This is a genomic window from Streptomyces sp. NPDC002935, assembly GCF_040611295.1.
Lineage (GTDB): Bacteria > Actinomycetota > Actinomycetes > Streptomycetales > Streptomycetaceae > Streptomyces.
Window position 1 is genome coordinate 205,855 of record NZ_JBEXNW010000008.1, and the last position, 15,553, is coordinate 221,407.

Consider the following 15,553-nt stretch of genomic DNA (forward strand, 5'->3'; position numbering starts at 1 on the left):
GTCGTGAAAGGGGCCTGCCGCGCGGTGCGCGGCAGGCCCCTTTCACGTTGTGCGGGCCGGTCGGGATCCCGGCTCGAAACGCCGAGGGCGCCTCTCCTGTGAGAAGAGGCGCCCTCGGCGCATACGGCATCCCTGTCAGGGCGGCCGGCGGGACTCACATCCCCCGGCCGATCGGCTCACGCCCAGGTGATCAGCCGCTTGGGCTGCTCCAGGACGGCGGCCGTGTCGGCGAGGACCCGGGAACCGAGCTCGCCGTCGACCAGACGGTGGTCGAAGGACAGCGCCAGCGTGGTGACCTGACGGGGCTTGACCTTGCCCTTGTGGACCCAGGGCTGGAGCTTGATCGCGCCTACCGCGAGGATCGCGGACTCGCCGGGGTTGAGGATCGGCGTGCCCGTGTCGACGCCGAAGACGCCGACGTTGGTGATCGTCACCGTGCCGCCCTGCATCGCGGCCGGCGAGGTCTTGCCGTCGCGGGCCGTGGCCACCAGCTCGCCCAGCGACTCGGCCAGCTGCGGCAGGGTCTTGGTGTGGGCGTCCTTGATGTTCGGCACGATCAGGCCGCGCGGGGTGGCGGCGGCGATGCCCAGGTTCACATAGTGCTTCTGGACGATCTCCTGGTTGGCCTCGTCCCAGGACGCGTTGACGGCGGGGTTGCGCTTGATCGCGACCAGCAGGGCCTTGGCGACGAGCAGCAGCGGATTGACCCGCAGCCCCTGCATGTCCTTGTCCTGCTTGAGCTCCTCGACCAGGCGCATCGTGCGCGTCACGTCGAGGGTCACGAACTCGGTGACGTGCGGCGCGGTGAACGCCGAGCCCACCATCGCGGTGGCGATCGCCTTGCGGACACCCTTGACCGGGACACGGGTCTCCCGCGCGCCGTCGTACGACGCGGCCGGGGCCTGCGGCTGGACGCGGACCGGGGCCTCCTGCGGAGCCGGAGCCGGAACAACGGCCGGAGCCGGTGCCTGCGCCGGGGCGGCCGCCGCGTGGACGTCCTCCCGCGTGATGATGCCGTCCGGGCCCGACGGGGTGACCGTCGCCAGGTCGACCCCGAGGTCCTTGGCGAGCTTGCGGACCGGGGGCTTGGCGAGGGGCCGCTGCTGGGCGGCGGTGTGCCCGTGGCCGTTGAGCTCGCCCTGGATCGCGGTGGCCGCGTAGAGCGTCTCGCTCTCCTGGGCCGGGACCTCGACTCCCTTGCGGGGGCGCCGCTTGGTGGAGGACTCCGCCACGCCGTACCCGACGAGGACCGGCTTGCGGCCCTCGGGCTTGGCCTCCTCGGCGGGGGCCGACTCCGCCACCGGGGCGGCGGGAGCAGCGGGAACGGCAGCAGCGACGGGCGCCTGCCCGGCGGCCGGGGCCGCTTGCGCGGGCGCCGTCCCACCGGACACGTCCACCGCGATGATCACCTGGCCGACGTCCACCGTCGTGCCCTCGGGGAAGTGGAGCTCGGCCACCACACCGTTGAACGGGATCGGCAGTTCGACCGCGGCCTTGGCGGTCTCGACCTCGCAGACGACCTGGCCGTCGGTGACGGTGTCACCGGGCTGGACGTACCACTTGAGGATCTCCGCCTCGGTGAGTCCCTCGCCCACATCGGGCATCTTGAACTCGCGGAGTCCCGACGCGTTCTCAGTCATCGTCGTCACGACTCTCTCCTCAGTACGCCAGCGAGCGGTCGACGGCGTCGAGCACCCGGTCCAGGCCCGGAAGGTACTCGTCCTCCAGGCGGGCCGGCGGGTACGGGGCGTGATAGCCGCCGACCCGCAGAACGGGTGCCTCCAGGTGGTAGAAGCACCGCTCGGTGATGCGGGCCGCGATCTCCGCGCCCGTCCCGAGGAACACCGGGGCCTCGTGCACCACGACCAGGCGGCGGGTCTTCTCGACCGAGGCCTGGATGGAGTCGAAGTCGATCGGGGACATCGAGCGCAGGTCCAGGACCTCGATCGACTTGCCCTCCTCCTGGGCGGCCGCGGCGGCCTCCACGCAGACCTTCACCATCGGGCCGTACGCGACCAGGGTGAGGTCGCTGCCCTCGCGCGCCACCCGCGCCTTGTGCAGCGGGCCGGGGATGGCGTCCTTGTTGACCTCGGCCTTGTCCCAGTAGCGCCGCTTCGGCTCGAAGAAGATCACCGGGTCGTCGCTCTGGATGGCCTGCTGCATCATCCAGTAGGCGTCGCCGGCGTTCGACGGGGAGACCACCTTCAGGCCCGCCACGTGCGCGAAGAGCGCCTCGGGGGACTCCGAGTGGTGCTCGACGGCGCCGATGCCGCCGCCGTACGGAATGCGGATGACGACGGGGAGCTTGATCTTGCCCAGGGCCCGCGCGTGCATCTTCGCGAGCTGGGTGACGATCTGGTCGTACGCGGGGAAGACGAAGCCGTCGAACTGGATCTCCACGACCGGGCGGTAGCCGCGCAGGGCCAGGCCGATCGCGGTGCCGACGATGCCGGACTCGGCGAGCGGGGTGTCGATGACCCGCTCCTCGCCGAAGTCCTTCTGGAGCCCGTCGGTGACCCGGAAGACACCGCCGAGCTTGCCGACGTCCTCGCCCATGATGAGGACCTTGGGGTCGGCGTCGAGCGCCGTGCGCAGCGATTCGTTGATCGCCTTGGCCAGCGCCATCTTTTCCGTCGCCATGGCTACTTGCCCTCCCCTGCGTCCGCGAACGACGCCTGGTAGGCGGCGAACTGGGCGCGCTCCTCGTCGACGAGCGTGTGCCCGTCCGCGTACACGTTCTCGAAGATGGCCATGTGATCCGGGTCCGGCATGGCCCGTACGACTTCGCGTACTCGCTTGCCCAACGCTTCGCTCTCGGTCTCGAGTTCCGCGAAGAATGCCTCGTCCGCGAGGTTTGTCTCCTCGAGGTACGCGCGCAGGCGCAGGATCGGGTCCTTCGCCTCCCACGCCTCGCGCTCCTCGTCGGCCCGGTACTTGGTCGGGTCGTCGGAGGTGGTGTGCGCGCCCATGCGGTAGGTGTACGCCTCCACCAGGGTGGGGCCCTCGCCGCTGCGGGCCCGCTCCAGCGCCCACTTGGTGACCGCCAGGCAGGCGAGGACGTCGTTGCCGTCGACACGGACGCCGGGGAAGCCGAAGCCCTGCGCGCGCTGGTAGAGCGGCACGCGCATCTGGCGCTCGGTCGGCTCGGAGATCGCCCACTGGTTGTTCTGGCAGAAGAACACCACGGGAGCGTTGTAGACCGCCCCGAAGTTGAAGGCCTCCAGGACGTCGCCCTGGCTGGAGGCGCCGTCACCGAAGTACGCGATCACGGCCGAGTCGGCGCCGTCCTTGGCGATGCCCATGGCATAGCCGGTGGCGTGCAGCGTCTGCGAGCCGATGACGATCGTGTACAGGTGGAAGTTGTTGGTGTTCGGGTCCCAGCCGCCGTTGTTCACACCCCGGAACATGCCGAGCAGGTTGGTCGGGTCGACGCCGCGGCACCAGGCGACGCCGTGCTCGCGGTAGGTCGGGAAGACGTAGTCGTCGTCGCGGGTGGCCCGGCCCGAACCGATCTGGGCGGCCTCCTGGCCGAGCATCGAGGCCCACAGGCCCAGCTCGCCCTGGCGCTGCAGGGAGGTGGCCTCCGCGTCGAAGCGGCGGCTCAGGACCATGTCCCGGTACAGACCGCGCAGGTCCTCGGGGGTGATGTCGGCGACGTACGGGTCGTACGTGGCGTCCTTGACCCGCTTGCCTTCCGGGGTCAGCAGCTGAATGAGCTCCGGCTCGCCGCCCGTCGCCCCGGGCGACTTCTTGGCGGCCGCGCCCGCGCTCCTGCTCGCGGCGCTCTTGGTACCGGTCGTACTGGCGCTCGCGGCGCTTTTCGTACCGGCGCTGCGTCGCGGCTTGCGCGCGGCAGTGCTCTCCACGGTCACGTGTGCTCCTCCGTCGGTCCGGCCCCCGGGGTTGCCGGCAGGCTGGGGTCCCCCTCGCTCGCGGTTTGAGCTCGGGGGAGCGGCTCGCCTGTTCCGGCACCCGTGCACGGGGTGGGTGCCACTCGGCCGGGAACAGGCGTGACAGGTGCCCCGGCGAGCGCCCTGCAACAGTCACGTTACCCAGTGCTTCACAATTCTGTGAAACCCCTCCTGACCTGCGATTTTGATAGGAAATCCAAGTACTTGGATACGTGGATTTCCTACTAGATCGAGCAGATCGGGAACAGTCGCTGGTCACAGCACTGGTCACAGCCTTGCAGGGGGCCGGAACACCGGCACGTTATCCCGGCCACCCCGGGCTCGGGAAGAGTTCACCTGGGGCAATGCCCATGATCGTGTGTGACACTGACAGCGTGCGTGAAAACGGGAAAATCACCGTATTCCTCCTTGATGACCACGAAGTGGTCCGCCGCGGAGTCCACGAACTGCTCTCGGTCGAGGACGACATCGAAGTCGTGGGGGAGGCCGGTACGGCGGCCGACGCACTGGTCCGGATCCCGGCCACCCGTCCGGACGTGGCCGTCCTGGACGTGCGCCTCCCGGACGGCAGCGGCGTGGAGGTCTGCCGCGAGATCCGCTCCGGGAACGCGGACATCAAGTGCCTGATGCTGACCTCGTACGCCGACGACGAGGCCCTGTTCGACGCGATCATGGCCGGCGCCTCGGGCTATGTCCTCAAGGACATCCGCGGCACCGAGCTGCTCGCGGCCGTACGCGATGTCGCGGCCGGAAAATCCCTGCTCGACCCGGTGGCCACCGCCCGCGTCCTGGAGCGGCTGCGGGACGGAGGCGGCGCCAGGAGCGACGACCGGCTCGCGCGTCTCACCGACCAGGAACGCAGGATTCTCGATCTGATCGGCGAAGGGCTCACCAATCGCGTCATCGGCGAGCGACTGCACCTCGCCGAGAAAACGATCAAGAATTACGTGTCGAGCCTGTTGTCCAAGCTGGGAATGCAGCGCCGGTCGCAGGCGGCGGCCTATGTGGCCCGCATTCAGGCGGAACAACAGCACCACTGAACGATTCGGGACTTATGGCCCCTCTTCGGGGGGCGGGTGCCTCTTTTTTCGCGCACCCTCGGTGCCGGACATTGAACGGTATGCCCACCGACGAACGCTCGACGACCGAGCGGCCCGCCGACGTGCAGCTCGCCGTGGAACTGATCGGCCGCACCGACCACGGCCGGGTCGCCACCAGCATGCGCGCGCTGCCCTTCCTGGCCTTCGCCCGCCACATCGTGGTCGACGGCCGCATCCTGCTGCGCATGCCCCGCAGCTGCGGATACCACCACGCCTGCGCCGGGAGCGTCGTCGCGTACGGCACCGACAACCTGAGCTCCGCGGGGCGGGGCGAGAGCCTGTGGTCCGTGCAGGTCGTCGGCCGGTGCGAGCCCATCGAGCCGACCGCCGCCGAGGTGGAGCTCTTCGGCCCCGCGCCGCGGCTCGTGGACGGCGAGCCGTTCGAGCCGGTCTATCTCGGCATCGCGCCCCGGTTCTCCAGCGTGCACTCGACGGACGGCGGCCTGGAGCGGCGGTTCCAGCACCTCCTGTGACAGACAGGACACCCAACGCCACGCGCGCGTGAAGCCCGTTGTGGGCCGCACGCGCGCGTGGAAGGTGTTCCCGGCGGGTTCCGTTCGGAGCCTGCCCTATGCGGTCAGCCCAGGACCCCGGCGGCGGGGCTCTCGGTGCCGCCCGCCGGATCGCTCGGCGTCGGCTCCTCGGTCGGAGGGGTCGGCTCCTCCGTCGGATCCTCCGTGGTCGGTGCCGTCTTCGTCGGCTTGTCGGTCGGCTCGTACGACGGCGGCTGGCTGGTGACGCTCTGGGACGGCTCGTACGACGGCGGGTAGTCCGTGTCGTCGCCGGTGTTGGTCGAGTCGTCCGACGTGTCGTCCGTGGAGTCGTCCGTCGCCTCGTCGCTCGGCTTCTTGGTGGACTCGTCGTCCTTGTCGGACTGCTTGCTGGTCGGCGACTGCGTGGTGCTGCTCCCCGTGCCCCCACCGCCACCGGTGTTGTTGAGCGCCAGCGCGACACCCGCCGCGATCGCGATCACGGCGAAGACCGCCAGGATCCACAGCCTGCCGCGGCCGCCGCCCTTGTTGCCGTGCCCCTCGAAGCCGCCGTCGTCACCGCCGCCACGGTAGGGCGGGATGAGCGGCGCCGGGATCTGCGTGGTTCCGGAGTCACCGGGGTGCGGCAGCGCGGCGGTGCCGGCGAAGCCGGACGCCGGGGTGTGCAGCCCCTCGTGCAGGGTGACCGGGCCGGTGTTCCAGGTGCCGGTGTGGCTGCCCTGGTCGTACAGCATCTGCAGCCCGTACTGGACGAGGCCGCGCATCTCCTCGGCGGTCTGGAACCGGTCGTCCGGATCCTTCGCGAGGGCGCGCATGACGAGCCCGTCGAGCTCCGGCGGCGCCCCGTCCGCGACCTCGGACGGAGGCACCGGGATGTCCTGGACGTGCTGGTAGACCACCGACAGCGGCGTCTCCCCGGTGAACGGGGGCCGCAGCGCGAGAAGTTCGTAGAGCAGACAGCCGGTCGCGTACAGGTCGGAGCGGTGGTCGACGGCCTTGCCGAGCGCCTGCTCCGGGGAGAGGTACTGCGGTGTGCCCATGACCATGCCGGTCTGGGTCATCGTCGACTGCGCGCCGTGCAGTGCGCGCGCGATGCCGAAGTCCATCACCTTGACCGCGCCGGTCTCCGTGATGATGACGTTCGCCGGCTTGATGTCGCGGTGCACGATGCCGTGCTGGTGCGAGTAGGCGAGCGCCTCCAGAACACCGGAGACGATGATCAGCGCCTGCTCGGGCCCGGGGGCCTCGGCGTTGATCAGCAGATCGCGGATCGTGTGGCCTTCGACGATCTCCATCACGATGTACGGGACGACGCCGTGGCCGACCACGTCCTCGCCCGAGTCGTACACGGCGACGACCGCATGGTGGTTGAGGCCCGCGACCGACTGGGCCTCGCGCGTGAAGCGCGCCTTGGAAACGGGGTCCTCGGCCAGGTCGGAACGGAGCAGCTTCACCGCCACGGTCCGCCCGAGACGCACGTCCTCGGCGGCGAACACCTCGGCCATACCGCCCCGGCCGAGTCTGCGGGTCAGCCGATATCGTCCGTCGCCGACCAGCCCGCCGTTACCCCACATCTCCGGCGCATCTGACATACCGCCGCCAGTCGCCTCGGGGTCGGACGGGCCCTGAGCGCGCTGCTGCTGTGCCATCAGTCCTCGCCGTCGTTTCTGCCCGCGGTCTGCGCGGTGGTTGTTACGGTCTCCGTCGGGCCACGCTACAGGCTCTGCGCATGGCGTCGGCCCGAGATGAGCGTGAGATGGACCGGCCATCAAACCCGTCACAGGTCCGTGTGTGCAAATTCCGTGTACCGGCCGTACGCCACCTGTAACGCTTCCGCGACGCTTCTTTCGCAGACGGTCACGGAACGGGCACCGAGCTTGACGTGTCCGTGCCCTCGGGCAGACTTGGCCCGGAATAAGCCAATCGATCACCAAGGCCGCGGGGGACGCAGAAAATGAGCCAGGACGGCGCACAGGGCCGGTACGCGGGGCGTGCGGTCGCCGGCGGCCGCTACCAGCTGCGCGATCTGCTCGGCGAGGGCGGTATGGCCTCGGTGCATCTCGCGTACGACTCGGTGCTCGACCGTCAGGTCGCGATCAAGACCCTGCACACCGAACTCGGCCGCGAGCAGGCCTTCCGCGAGCGCTTCCGCCGCGAGGCCCAGTCGGTGGCCAAGCTCACCCACACGAACATCGTCTCGGTCTTCGACACCGGCGAGGACGACCTCGACGGCATGACGACGCCGTACATCGTCATGGAGTACATCGAGGGCAAGCCGCTCGGCTCGGTCCTCGACGCGGACATCCAGCAGTACGGCGCGATGCCCGCCGACAAGGCTCTGAAGATCACCGCGGACGTGCTGGCGGCCCTGGAGATCAGCCACGAGATGGGCCTGGTCCACCGGGACATCAAGCCGGGCAACGTGATGATGACGAAGCGCAACGTCGTCAAGGTCATGGACTTCGGCATCGCCCGCGCCATGCAGTCCGGTGTCACCTCCATGACGCAGACCGGCATGGTCGTCGGCACCCCGCAGTACCTCTCCCCGGAGCAGGCTCTCGGCCGGGGCGTCGACGCCCGGTCCGACCTGTACTCGGTCGGCATCATGCTGTTCCAACTGGTCACCGGGCGGCTGCCGTTCGAGGCGGACTCCCCGCTGGCCATCGCCTACGCGCACGTCCAGGAGGAGCCGGTCGCGCCCTCCTCGGTCAACCGCTCGCTGCCCCCGGCGGTGGACGCGCTGATCGCCCGCGCGCTGAAGAAGAACCCGAACGAGCGCTTCCCGAGCGCCGAGATCATGCGGGACGAGTGCCTGCGGGTCGCACAGTCGTTCCAGGCCGCCGCGCCGAACATCGTGCCGGGCGCCCAGACGCCGAGCGGCTCGGGCGTCGGTTCCGCCGTCTTCCCGCCGGTCGATCAGGGCACCCCCGCCCCGGGCCCCGTACAGACTCCGTACCAGCCGGGACCGTACGGCGCGCACACCCCCGCACCCGCGTACGGCTACCCGCAGCAGGGCGGTTACCCGAACCCGCCGCAGACCGCCGCGTACTCCCAGCAGCACGGCACGTCGACCCCGCCGCCGTACAACCTCGCACCCCAGCCGGCCACCGGCGGCTCGGGCGGGGGCAAGAGCAACAAGTCGGTCGTGATCGGCTCCGTCCTGGTCGCGCTCATCGCGATCGGCGGCCTGCTCACGGCGCTCAGCATGAACGGCGGAAGCGGCGACGGCGGCAAGGGCGGCGGCGACGCCAGCAAGTCCCCCACCGTGGTGGCGGGGCACAAGGGTCCGGACACGTCGAAGACGATCGACACCGAGAAGTGCACGGACCCGCAGGAGTCGTACAACGACCCGGACAAGATCGAGATCCCGAACTTCCGCTTCAAGAACCTCACCTCGGTGAAGTCCTGCTTCCAGGCCGCCGGCTGGCAGATGAAGATCACGCGTGTGGACGAGAACACGTACGGCGAGGACACGATCATGGACCAGTTCCCCTCCGCCGGCACGGACGTCGCCCCCAAGAACATGCCCGAGATCGAGCTCAAGGTGTCCTCGGGCGACCCCTCCTGACGGGCCGCCGGGCGATCGGAGCGGTCCGGAAGCGCTCGGCAGCGGATTCGGGAACGGGCCCGGCACTTCGGTGCCGGGCCCGTTCCGGTCGGGGTGACCTCGGGTGCTGGGGTGACTGGGGTGGTTCGGTGACCTGCGTGGTTACAGGTACGGTCCGCCCGAGCGGCCTCCTGTGCGGGGGTCCTCGTCGCCCTCCAGGCCGCCGACACCCGGCGGAAGGGCTCGGCGCATCTGCTCCAACTGCGCCCTGGCCGCCATCTGCTGGGCGAACAGGGTCGTCTGGATCCCGTGGAAGAGTCCCTCCAGCCAGCCCACCAGCTGAGCCTGCGCGATCCGCAGTTCCGCGTCGCTGGGCGTCTGATCGTCCGTGAAGGGCAGGGAGAGCCGCTCCAGTTCCTCCACGAGCTCGGGGGCCAGACCGTCCTCCAGCTCCTTCACCGAACTCGCGTGGATCTCCTTGAGCCTGACGCGGCTGGCCTCGTCCAGAGGTGCGGCGCGCACCTCCTCCAGCAGCTGCTTGATCATGCTGCCGATACGCATCACCTTGGCGGGCTGTTCCACCATCTCCGTCACCGGGATCTCGCGGGAGTCCTGGTCCCCGGTGCCACCGAGAGCCATTCCGTCCTGGCCGACAACCAGGATCTGAGGGTTCTCCGGCGACCGTTCGTTCCTCGGCATCTCCATGCCGCCATTCTCTCGCACCCACGTACTCCATCACGGTGGTGCCCCCCGTACACGGTGATCCACCACGTCCGACGGCACAGTTCGCCATGGGACGGGGCTCGACGGCCCCTGAACTGCGCGCATGCGGTCACTTTCCGTCGAGATGCCGGGATCACGGGGTCATGTGAGGCTTGTTCCGTCGATCACGGCACCCGTCTTGGCGAACCGCACCGGGAGGGGGTCACCGGCGTGACTCCATGGCTCCGCACGCTGCCCACGGCCGGACTGCTGGCGGCCGCCCTGCTCAACGGCGCCGGCCACCCTGCGAACGCCGCCCCCACGCGCTCCGCGGCCCCCTCCTACGCCGCCGCGCCGGTACCGTCCGCCGAAGGGACCGCTGCCGAAGGGACCTCTGTCGCGGACATGGGCAGCCCCGCCGCCTCGGATCCCACCAGGCCCACCCCCACGGCGGACTCCTCCCGTGCGGGCAGCATCGCGGGCGAGGGACGCGTGCGGCCCGGCCGGCCGGAGCCGGCCCCCCGCGACGACGCGGACACCCCGGACCTCCAGGACCCGGACCCCGACGGCGCCGCGGACGCCGGGCTCACCGGGGTGAGCGTGGCCCCCGAGCCCTCGCGGAACGACGTGGTCCCCGTCCAGCAGAGCGTCGTGGGCCCCGGCTCCACCCCCGAGCCGGTCCTGCAGATCCTGCCGCTGGGCAGCGGCCTGATCCTCATCGGCCTCGGACTGGGGCTGGCCTTCGTGGCCCTGCGGGTACGACGCGGCTGAGGCGCACCGCAGGGAAGCGGCGCGCCTCATCACACTGTCGTGCTCATCGCCCTGTCTCCTCGGGCGCACGGCACACCGAGGGTCCGATTGCGCCCTCGGCGCCGTGGCGCGCCCAGGAAGCAGGCCGGGCGCTAGGGCCTGTCCGGCGGATCAAGTCGGAGGAAACCTGCGGCGCCTGATCAGCGCACGTGAGCGGGGCCTGGTGCGTGCAACTGCAAGGCGGAGGAGGGCGTCGATGCGAAGCATCGGCAACCGACGACAACGCCGCTGGGGGTCCCCCCTGCTCGAAGAGCTTGGGGGAGGGCGTGCCAGGCCCCGCGTCTCCGGCATGATCCGCCGGACAGGTTTTAGGGAGCGACCAGCAGCACCTTTCCGATGTGGCTGCTCTCCTCCAGCACCCGGTGTGCCCCCGCCGCGTCGCTCATGGGCAGCTCGCGGTCGATGACCGGACGTACATGGCCGGAGTCGATCAGCGGCCAGACGTGCTCCCGCACGGCCGCCACGATCGCCGCCTTCTCGCTGAGCGGCCGGGCACGCAGCGAGGTCGCGCTGACGGCGGCGCGCTTGTTCAGGAGGGTGGCGATGTTCAGCTCCGCCTGGATGCCGCCCTGCATGCCGATGATGGCCAGCCGTCCGTTGACGGCGAGGGCGCGCACGTTCGGGTCGAGGTACTTGGCTCCCATGTTGTCGAGGATGACATCGGCACCCGCCCCGCCGGTGGCCCGCTTGATCTCCTCGACGAAGTCCTGCTCGCGGTAGTTGATCAGAATGTCCGCGCCAAGTTCCGCGCAGAAGTCGAGCTTCTTCTTGGTGCCCGCCGTGACCGCGACCTTCGCGCCGACGGCCTTCGCCAGCTGGATCGCCATGGTGCCGATGCCGCTGGAGCCGCCGTGCACGAGCAGGGTCTCGCCGGGGCGCAGGTGGGCGACCATGAAGACGTTCGACCAGACGGTGCACGTCACCTCGGGCAGCGCCGCCGCCTGCTTGACGTCCAGGCCGGCGGGCACGGGCAGCAGCTGCCCGGCCGGGACGGCGACCTTCTGCGCGTATCCGCCGCCCGCGAGCAGCGCGCACACCTCGTCGCCGACCGCCCAGCCCAGGACGCCCGGGCCGACCTCGGCGATCCGCCCCGAGCATTCGAGTCCGGGGTAGGGGGAGGCCCCGGGCGGCGGGTTGTACAGGCCCTGCCGCTGCAGCAGATCCGCACGGTTGACGGCGCTGGCCCCCACCTCGACCAGCACTTCGCCCTCGGCCGGCACCGGATCGGGGACTTCGTCCCACACCAGCGCCTCGGGCCCACCAGGTTCAGGAATCGTGATCGCGTACATGAGGGGGACGCTACTCCTGAGCGGCGTCGGCTAGTCCTGCGGCAGGGGCCGGATGCCCGGTGTCACCTGGGTGTTCCGCGTGACGCGCGCGATGGTGATCAGCCGGTCCGTCAACTGCAGCGTGCCGACGTCCGGATCGTCGTATCCGAGCACGCGATGCCCCCGTACGACGCTGACCACCAGGTCGGTGGTCTCGCGGACGCCCATGCCCACCTCGGCCTTTATGACGGGCCGTTCGACGATGTCGAGCCCGCTGCCCTGATGGATCAGGTCCTCCATCACCATGCCCGCTGCGGGGCTGAGCACCGAGAGCCCGAGCAGCCTGCCGGCCGCGCTGGCGCTGGTGATGACCGCGTCGGCGCCGGACTGCTTGAGCAGCGGCGCGTTCTCCTCCTCACGCACGGCGGCGACGATCTTCGCACCGCGGTTGAGCTGCCGGGCCGTCAGCGTGACCAGGACCGCGGTGTCGTCCCGCTGGGTGGCGATGATGATCTGCCGCGCCTTGTGAACCTCGGCGCGGATCAGCACATCGCTGCGCGTGGCGTCCCCGATCACACCCGCGTACCCGTCGGCCGTCGCCGCGTCGACCACCCTGGGGCTCGGGTCGACGACCACGACCTGTTCCTTCTTGAGCCCGGTCGCGCAGACGGTCTCGACGGCCGACCGTCCCTTGGTTCCGAAGCCGACAACGACGGTGTGATCCCTCAAAGCCGCCCTCCAGCGGTTCAGGCGCCACTCCTCACGGGTGCGTTCCGTGAGGACCTCCAGCGTGGTGCCGACCAGGATGATCAGGAAGAGCACCCGCAGCGGCGTGATGACCAGGATGTTGATGAGCCGGGCGATGTCGCTGGTCGGGGTGACGTCGCCGTATCCGGTGGTGGAGAGGGTGACCGTCGCGTAGTAGAAGGCGTCGAGAAAATCGACGCTGCCGTCCGAGCTGTCGTTGTAGCCGTCCCGGTCGAACCAGACGATGAGCGCGGTGGCGACGAGCACCAGCAGGGCCATCGCCAGCCGCTTGGCGACCTGCCGGATCGGACGTTCCACGACCTTCCGCGGCAGCTTCACGCGATGGGTCACGAGATGCTCGTCCGCCTGGCGGGCGATCGCATCCTGGCCCGGAAGTTTCACGTGAAACACACCCCGTTCGGATTCATACCGCTCCCGCCCTCGACCCGGCTCAGAGGAAGCACGCGTCGATCCCCGCGGTGGCCCACGGCAGATCGATGAGTTCCAGCTCCTGGCCGGCTCTCGCACCGCCCGGCGGTACGACCGCGAGCGCGTCGGAGGCGGCGATGCCCCGCAGCATCGCCGGGCCGTTGTAATGCAGCGGCGCGGCACGGTCGCCACGTAGCGAGACGGGGATGAGCCGGGTGTCGTACGGGTGGCCCTGCACGGATTCCTTCAGGGGCAGCGTGTACGACTCTGGGGCCGCGCGTCCGGCCAGGGTGCGCAGCAGCGGCTCGGCGAGCGTGAGGAGCCCGGAGACGGCGGCGAGGGGGTTGCCGGGCAGGCCGACGAGGTGCTGGTTCTCCTGGGTGCGGGCCAGCAGCATCGGATGTCCCGGCCGCACCTTGACGCCGTCCACCAGCAGTTCGGCGCCGATACGGCTCAGCGTGGGGTGGACGTGGTCGACCGGGCCCGACGCGGTGCCGCCGGTGGTGACGATCAGGTCGGCCCGGGAGTTGGTGATCGCCTTGTGCAGCGCCTTGGCGTCGTCGCCGAGCCTGCGCACCGCGACGACCTCGGCGCCGAGCGCCCGCAGCCACGGCGGCAGCATGGGACCGAGTGCGTCCCGGATGAGCCCGTCCTGGGGCAGTCCCTCGGTGAGCAACTCGTCGCCGAGCACGAGAACTTCGGCGCGCGGGCGGGGAACGACGGCGAGCGTGTCGTAGCCGGAGGCCGCCGCGAGGCCCAGCACGGCCGGGGTGACCAGCGCTCCGAGCGGCAAAAGCTGGTCGCCGCTGCGGCACTCCTGGCCGCGCGGGCGGATGTCCTGCCCGTGCGCGACCGCGAGGCTCCCCCGTGGCCGGGCGGAACCGGGCGTCTGCGCGTCACTCGCGTGCAGCCGCCCCTTGTCGTCGAGGCGGCCGTGCTCGCTGCGCAGGACGGCGGTCGCGTCCCGCGGGACCCGCGCCCCGGTGGCGATCCGGACCGCCTCGCCGTCGGTGAGCCGCTCCGGGGCCGCGTGCCCGGCGAGTACGTCGTCCTCCCGTACCTCCCAGGGCCCGGGTCCGGCGACCGCCCAGCCGTCCATGGCGGAGGTGTCGAAGGAGGGGAGGTCCGTGAGTGCGGTCAGGGGCGCGGCGAGGACGAGGCCGAGGGAGGCGTCGAGGGGGACCGAGACGGGGGTGCGGCGGGGCACGGAGCGGGCGGCCCGCTCGGCGACGGCCCGGGCCTCGGGCCATGGAGTGGACCTGTGATGGGCGTGCTTGCCGTGGCCGCTGTCCTGGGCCGTGGGCGCGGGGACCGCTGCCGTGTCCGTTCCCTGGGGGCCCGGTGCGGCGCTGTCCGCCCGGCCTGGCGCGCCGGGCTCGCGGGTGGCGGCCTCCTTGACCAGGGCGAGCGCCTCCTCGACATCGAAGTCGTCGGCGTCCTGGCTGTCCCGGGTGGAGCGGGCGGCCGTCATCAGGCGTCCGGTTCGGCGGCGGTGGTGGGCGGCGCGGTGTCGGCGACGCCCGGTTCGGCGGCGGCGTCCTCGTCGGCCCAGCGGAGCGCGAGCGCCGCGGCCTTGCGGGCTGCCTCGGCGACCGCCTCCGGTCCTCCGCCGGCCCGTGCGGCCGCGTATCCGACGAGGAACGTGGTCAGCGGGGCGGCGGGCCTGGCCACCCCGTGCGCGGCGTCGCGGGCCAGGTCGAGCAGAACGCCGGTGTCGACGTCCAGGTCGATGCCCAGCTCGTCCTTGACTGCGGAAATCCATTCATCCAACACGTGCCCATGCTCCCTGATGCGTGCCCGAGCGGCGGCGATGTCGTCCCAGGTGTCGCAGTCGAAGGACGCGACGGGGTCGGAGAGACGAGTGAGGTCGAGGGCGGCGACGAGCCGTCGTAGCGGCAGCCCGCCGAGTCCCCCGTGCGTGGACGCGAGGACGGCCAGCTCACGGCGCAGCGCGTCCGCGCGGTAGACGGCCACAAGGGGCTGGTCGCGCCCGTCGGGGTCGGTGAGGAGAACGCCGTCGGGCGGTACGCCGTGTCCGTACCGGGCCGGGCTGTCGTCCTGGGAATCGGGCGTGGGCTTGTGCGTGTCGCCCGCCCGAAGGGTGTCCAGCAGGCGCCGTACCGTCCCCTCCTCCAGGAAGGGCAGGTCGGCCGAGAGCACGACGACGCGGGGCGCCGTGGTGTGCCGCAGCCCGGCGTCCAGGGCGGCGAGCGGTCCCCCGCCCGGCGGGTCCTCGCGGGCCCACTCCACGGGGCGTGCGGTGGCCCTGGGTTCGGCCACGACCACGGTGCGGGTGGCGCCGGCGCACGCGGCCAGCACCCGGTCCAGCAGCGCCCGGCCGCCCACCCTCACTCCGGGCTTGTCCGCGCCGCCGAGCCGCCGGGCCGCCCCGCCCGCGAGCACGACGGCGTCGTACACGGCATCGGCACCGGGAGTGCCCGGCGGGCCGGAGCCGCCCGATCGCCCGGTCGCGCCCTGGGGCTCGTACGCGGTCATGCCCCGAGTATGGGCGCCCGAAGGATCATTGCCACCCCCGGGGCACGGCACG

13 protein-coding genes are annotated in these 15,553 nt (G+C 71.0%); 4 read left to right on the top strand and 9 right to left on the bottom strand.

All coding sequences use genetic code 11. From position 1 onward, the window contains the following. Positions 1-176: 176 nt before the first annotated feature. From ABZX90_RS13555 to pdhA, 3 genes are read right to left on the bottom strand one after another with little or no spacing between them, the layout of a single operon-like run. Positions 177-1,649 carry a dihydrolipoamide acetyltransferase family protein gene (locus ABZX90_RS13555; protein WP_355204484.1) on the bottom strand — a complete coding sequence of 491 codons (1,473 nt, stop codon included), beginning with the start codon at positions 1,647-1,649 and terminating at the stop codon, positions 177-179. A 10-nt stretch (positions 1,650-1,659) separates the two neighbouring features. Further along, positions 1,660-2,640, bottom strand: coding sequence for an alpha-ketoacid dehydrogenase subunit beta (locus ABZX90_RS13560; RefSeq protein ID WP_351124074.1), 981 nt, complete (start codon positions 2,638-2,640; stop codon positions 1,660-1,662). A 2-nt stretch (positions 2,641-2,642) separates the two neighbouring features. Further along, a complete protein-coding gene (gene pdhA / locus ABZX90_RS13565; protein WP_351124077.1) occupies positions 2,643-3,872 on the bottom strand; it encodes a pyruvate dehydrogenase (acetyl-transferring) E1 component subunit alpha in 1,230 nt (409 codons plus the stop codon). A 413-nt stretch (positions 3,873-4,285) separates the two neighbouring features. On the opposite strand from pdhA, the gene ABZX90_RS13570 reads away from it, so the two are divergent. Both ABZX90_RS13570 and ABZX90_RS13575 read left to right on the top strand, forming a co-directional pair. Next, positions 4,286-4,951, top strand: a complete 666-nt coding sequence (locus ABZX90_RS13570) for a response regulator transcription factor (RefSeq protein ID WP_351124080.1) — start codon at positions 4,286-4,288, stop codon at positions 4,949-4,951. Between the two features lie 80 nt (positions 4,952-5,031). Continuing rightward, positions 5,032-5,484 carry a pyridoxamine 5'-phosphate oxidase family protein gene (locus tag ABZX90_RS13575; protein WP_355204488.1) on the top strand — a complete coding sequence of 151 codons (453 nt, stop codon included), beginning with the start codon at positions 5,032-5,034 and terminating at the stop codon, positions 5,482-5,484. Positions 5,485-5,588: 104 nt separating this feature from the next. On the opposite strand, the gene ABZX90_RS13580 is transcribed toward ABZX90_RS13575, so the two are convergent. After that, positions 5,589-7,151 (bottom strand): protein kinase, encoded by a 1,563-nt coding sequence (locus ABZX90_RS13580; RefSeq protein WP_351124086.1) that lies wholly within the window; start codon positions 7,149-7,151, stop codon positions 5,589-5,591. A gap of 305 nt (positions 7,152-7,456) precedes the next feature. On the opposite strand from ABZX90_RS13580, the gene ABZX90_RS13585 reads away from it, so the two are divergent. Next, complete coding sequence (locus ABZX90_RS13585; RefSeq protein ID WP_355204493.1) at positions 7,457-9,070, top strand: protein kinase; 1,614 nt, start codon at positions 7,457-7,459, stop codon at positions 9,068-9,070. Positions 9,071-9,211: 141 nt separating this feature from the next. On the opposite strand, the gene ABZX90_RS13590 is transcribed toward ABZX90_RS13585, so the two are convergent. Then, the gene (locus tag ABZX90_RS13590; RefSeq protein ID WP_355204496.1) at positions 9,212-9,754 is read right to left on the bottom strand and encodes a bacterial proteasome activator family protein; all 543 of its coding nucleotides are present in this window, start codon (positions 9,752-9,754) and stop codon (positions 9,212-9,214) included. Positions 9,755-9,982: 228 nt separating this feature from the next. Between ABZX90_RS13590 and ABZX90_RS13595 the strand changes: the two genes are divergently transcribed. Next, positions 9,983-10,522, top strand: a complete 540-nt coding sequence (locus ABZX90_RS13595) for a hypothetical protein (protein ID WP_351124095.1) — start codon at positions 9,983-9,985, stop codon at positions 10,520-10,522. 347 nt (positions 10,523-10,869) lie between these two features. Here the strand turns inward: ABZX90_RS13595 and ABZX90_RS13600 are convergent, their stop codons facing one another. Genes ABZX90_RS13600 through ABZX90_RS13615 form a run of 4 tightly spaced genes read right to left on the bottom strand, consistent with a single transcriptional unit; the run spans position 10,870 to position 15,501 of the window. Next, positions 10,870-11,850 (bottom strand): NAD(P)H-quinone oxidoreductase, encoded by a 981-nt coding sequence (locus tag ABZX90_RS13600; RefSeq protein ID WP_351124098.1) that lies wholly within the window; start codon positions 11,848-11,850, stop codon positions 10,870-10,872. 30 nt (positions 11,851-11,880) lie between these two features. Continuing rightward, positions 11,881-12,978: a potassium channel family protein gene (locus ABZX90_RS13605; protein ID WP_351124101.1), complete on the bottom strand. Its 1,098-nt coding sequence runs from the start codon at positions 12,976-12,978 to the stop codon at positions 11,881-11,883. Between the two features lie 49 nt (positions 12,979-13,027). Continuing rightward, a complete protein-coding gene (locus tag ABZX90_RS13610) occupies positions 13,028-14,476 on the bottom strand; it encodes a molybdopterin molybdotransferase MoeA (RefSeq protein WP_351124104.1) in 1,449 nt (482 codons plus the stop codon). Continuing rightward, the gene (locus tag ABZX90_RS13615) at positions 14,476-15,501 is read right to left on the bottom strand and encodes a DUF6457 domain-containing protein (RefSeq protein ID WP_355204501.1); all 1,026 of its coding nucleotides are present in this window, start codon (positions 15,499-15,501) and stop codon (positions 14,476-14,478) included. The genes ABZX90_RS13610 and ABZX90_RS13615 overlap by 1 nt, the downstream gene beginning before the upstream one ends. Between the last annotated feature and the right edge of the window lie 52 nt (positions 15,502-15,553).

What these genes read in the sequence shown, in the direction of transcription:
- ABZX90_RS13560 (WP_351124074.1), bottom strand. Translation starts at nt 2,640, where the DNA reads ATGGCGACGGAAAAGATGGCGCTGGCCAAGGCGATCAACGAATCGCTG.
- ABZX90_RS13575 (WP_355204488.1), top strand. Translation starts at nt 5,032, where the DNA reads ATGCCCACCGACGAACGCTCGACGACCGAGCGGCCCGCCGACGTGCAG.
- ABZX90_RS13580 (WP_351124086.1), bottom strand. Translation starts at nt 7,151, where the DNA reads ATGGCACAGCAGCAGCGCGCTCAGGGCCCGTCCGACCCCGAGGCGACT.
- ABZX90_RS13585 (WP_355204493.1), top strand. Translation starts at nt 7,457, where the DNA reads ATGAGCCAGGACGGCGCACAGGGCCGGTACGCGGGGCGTGCGGTCGCC.
- ABZX90_RS13590 (WP_355204496.1), bottom strand. Translation starts at nt 9,754, where the DNA reads ATGGAGATGCCGAGGAACGAACGGTCGCCGGAGAACCCTCAGATCCTG.
- ABZX90_RS13600 (WP_351124098.1), bottom strand. Translation starts at nt 11,850, where the DNA reads ATGTACGCGATCACGATTCCTGAACCTGGTGGGCCCGAGGCGCTGGTG.
- ABZX90_RS13610 (WP_351124104.1), bottom strand. Translation starts at nt 14,476, where the DNA reads ATGACGGCCGCCCGCTCCACCCGGGACAGCCAGGACGCCGACGACTTC.
- ABZX90_RS13615 (WP_355204501.1), bottom strand. Translation starts at nt 15,501, where the DNA reads ATGACCGCGTACGAGCCCCAGGGCGCGACCGGGCGATCGGGCGGCTCC.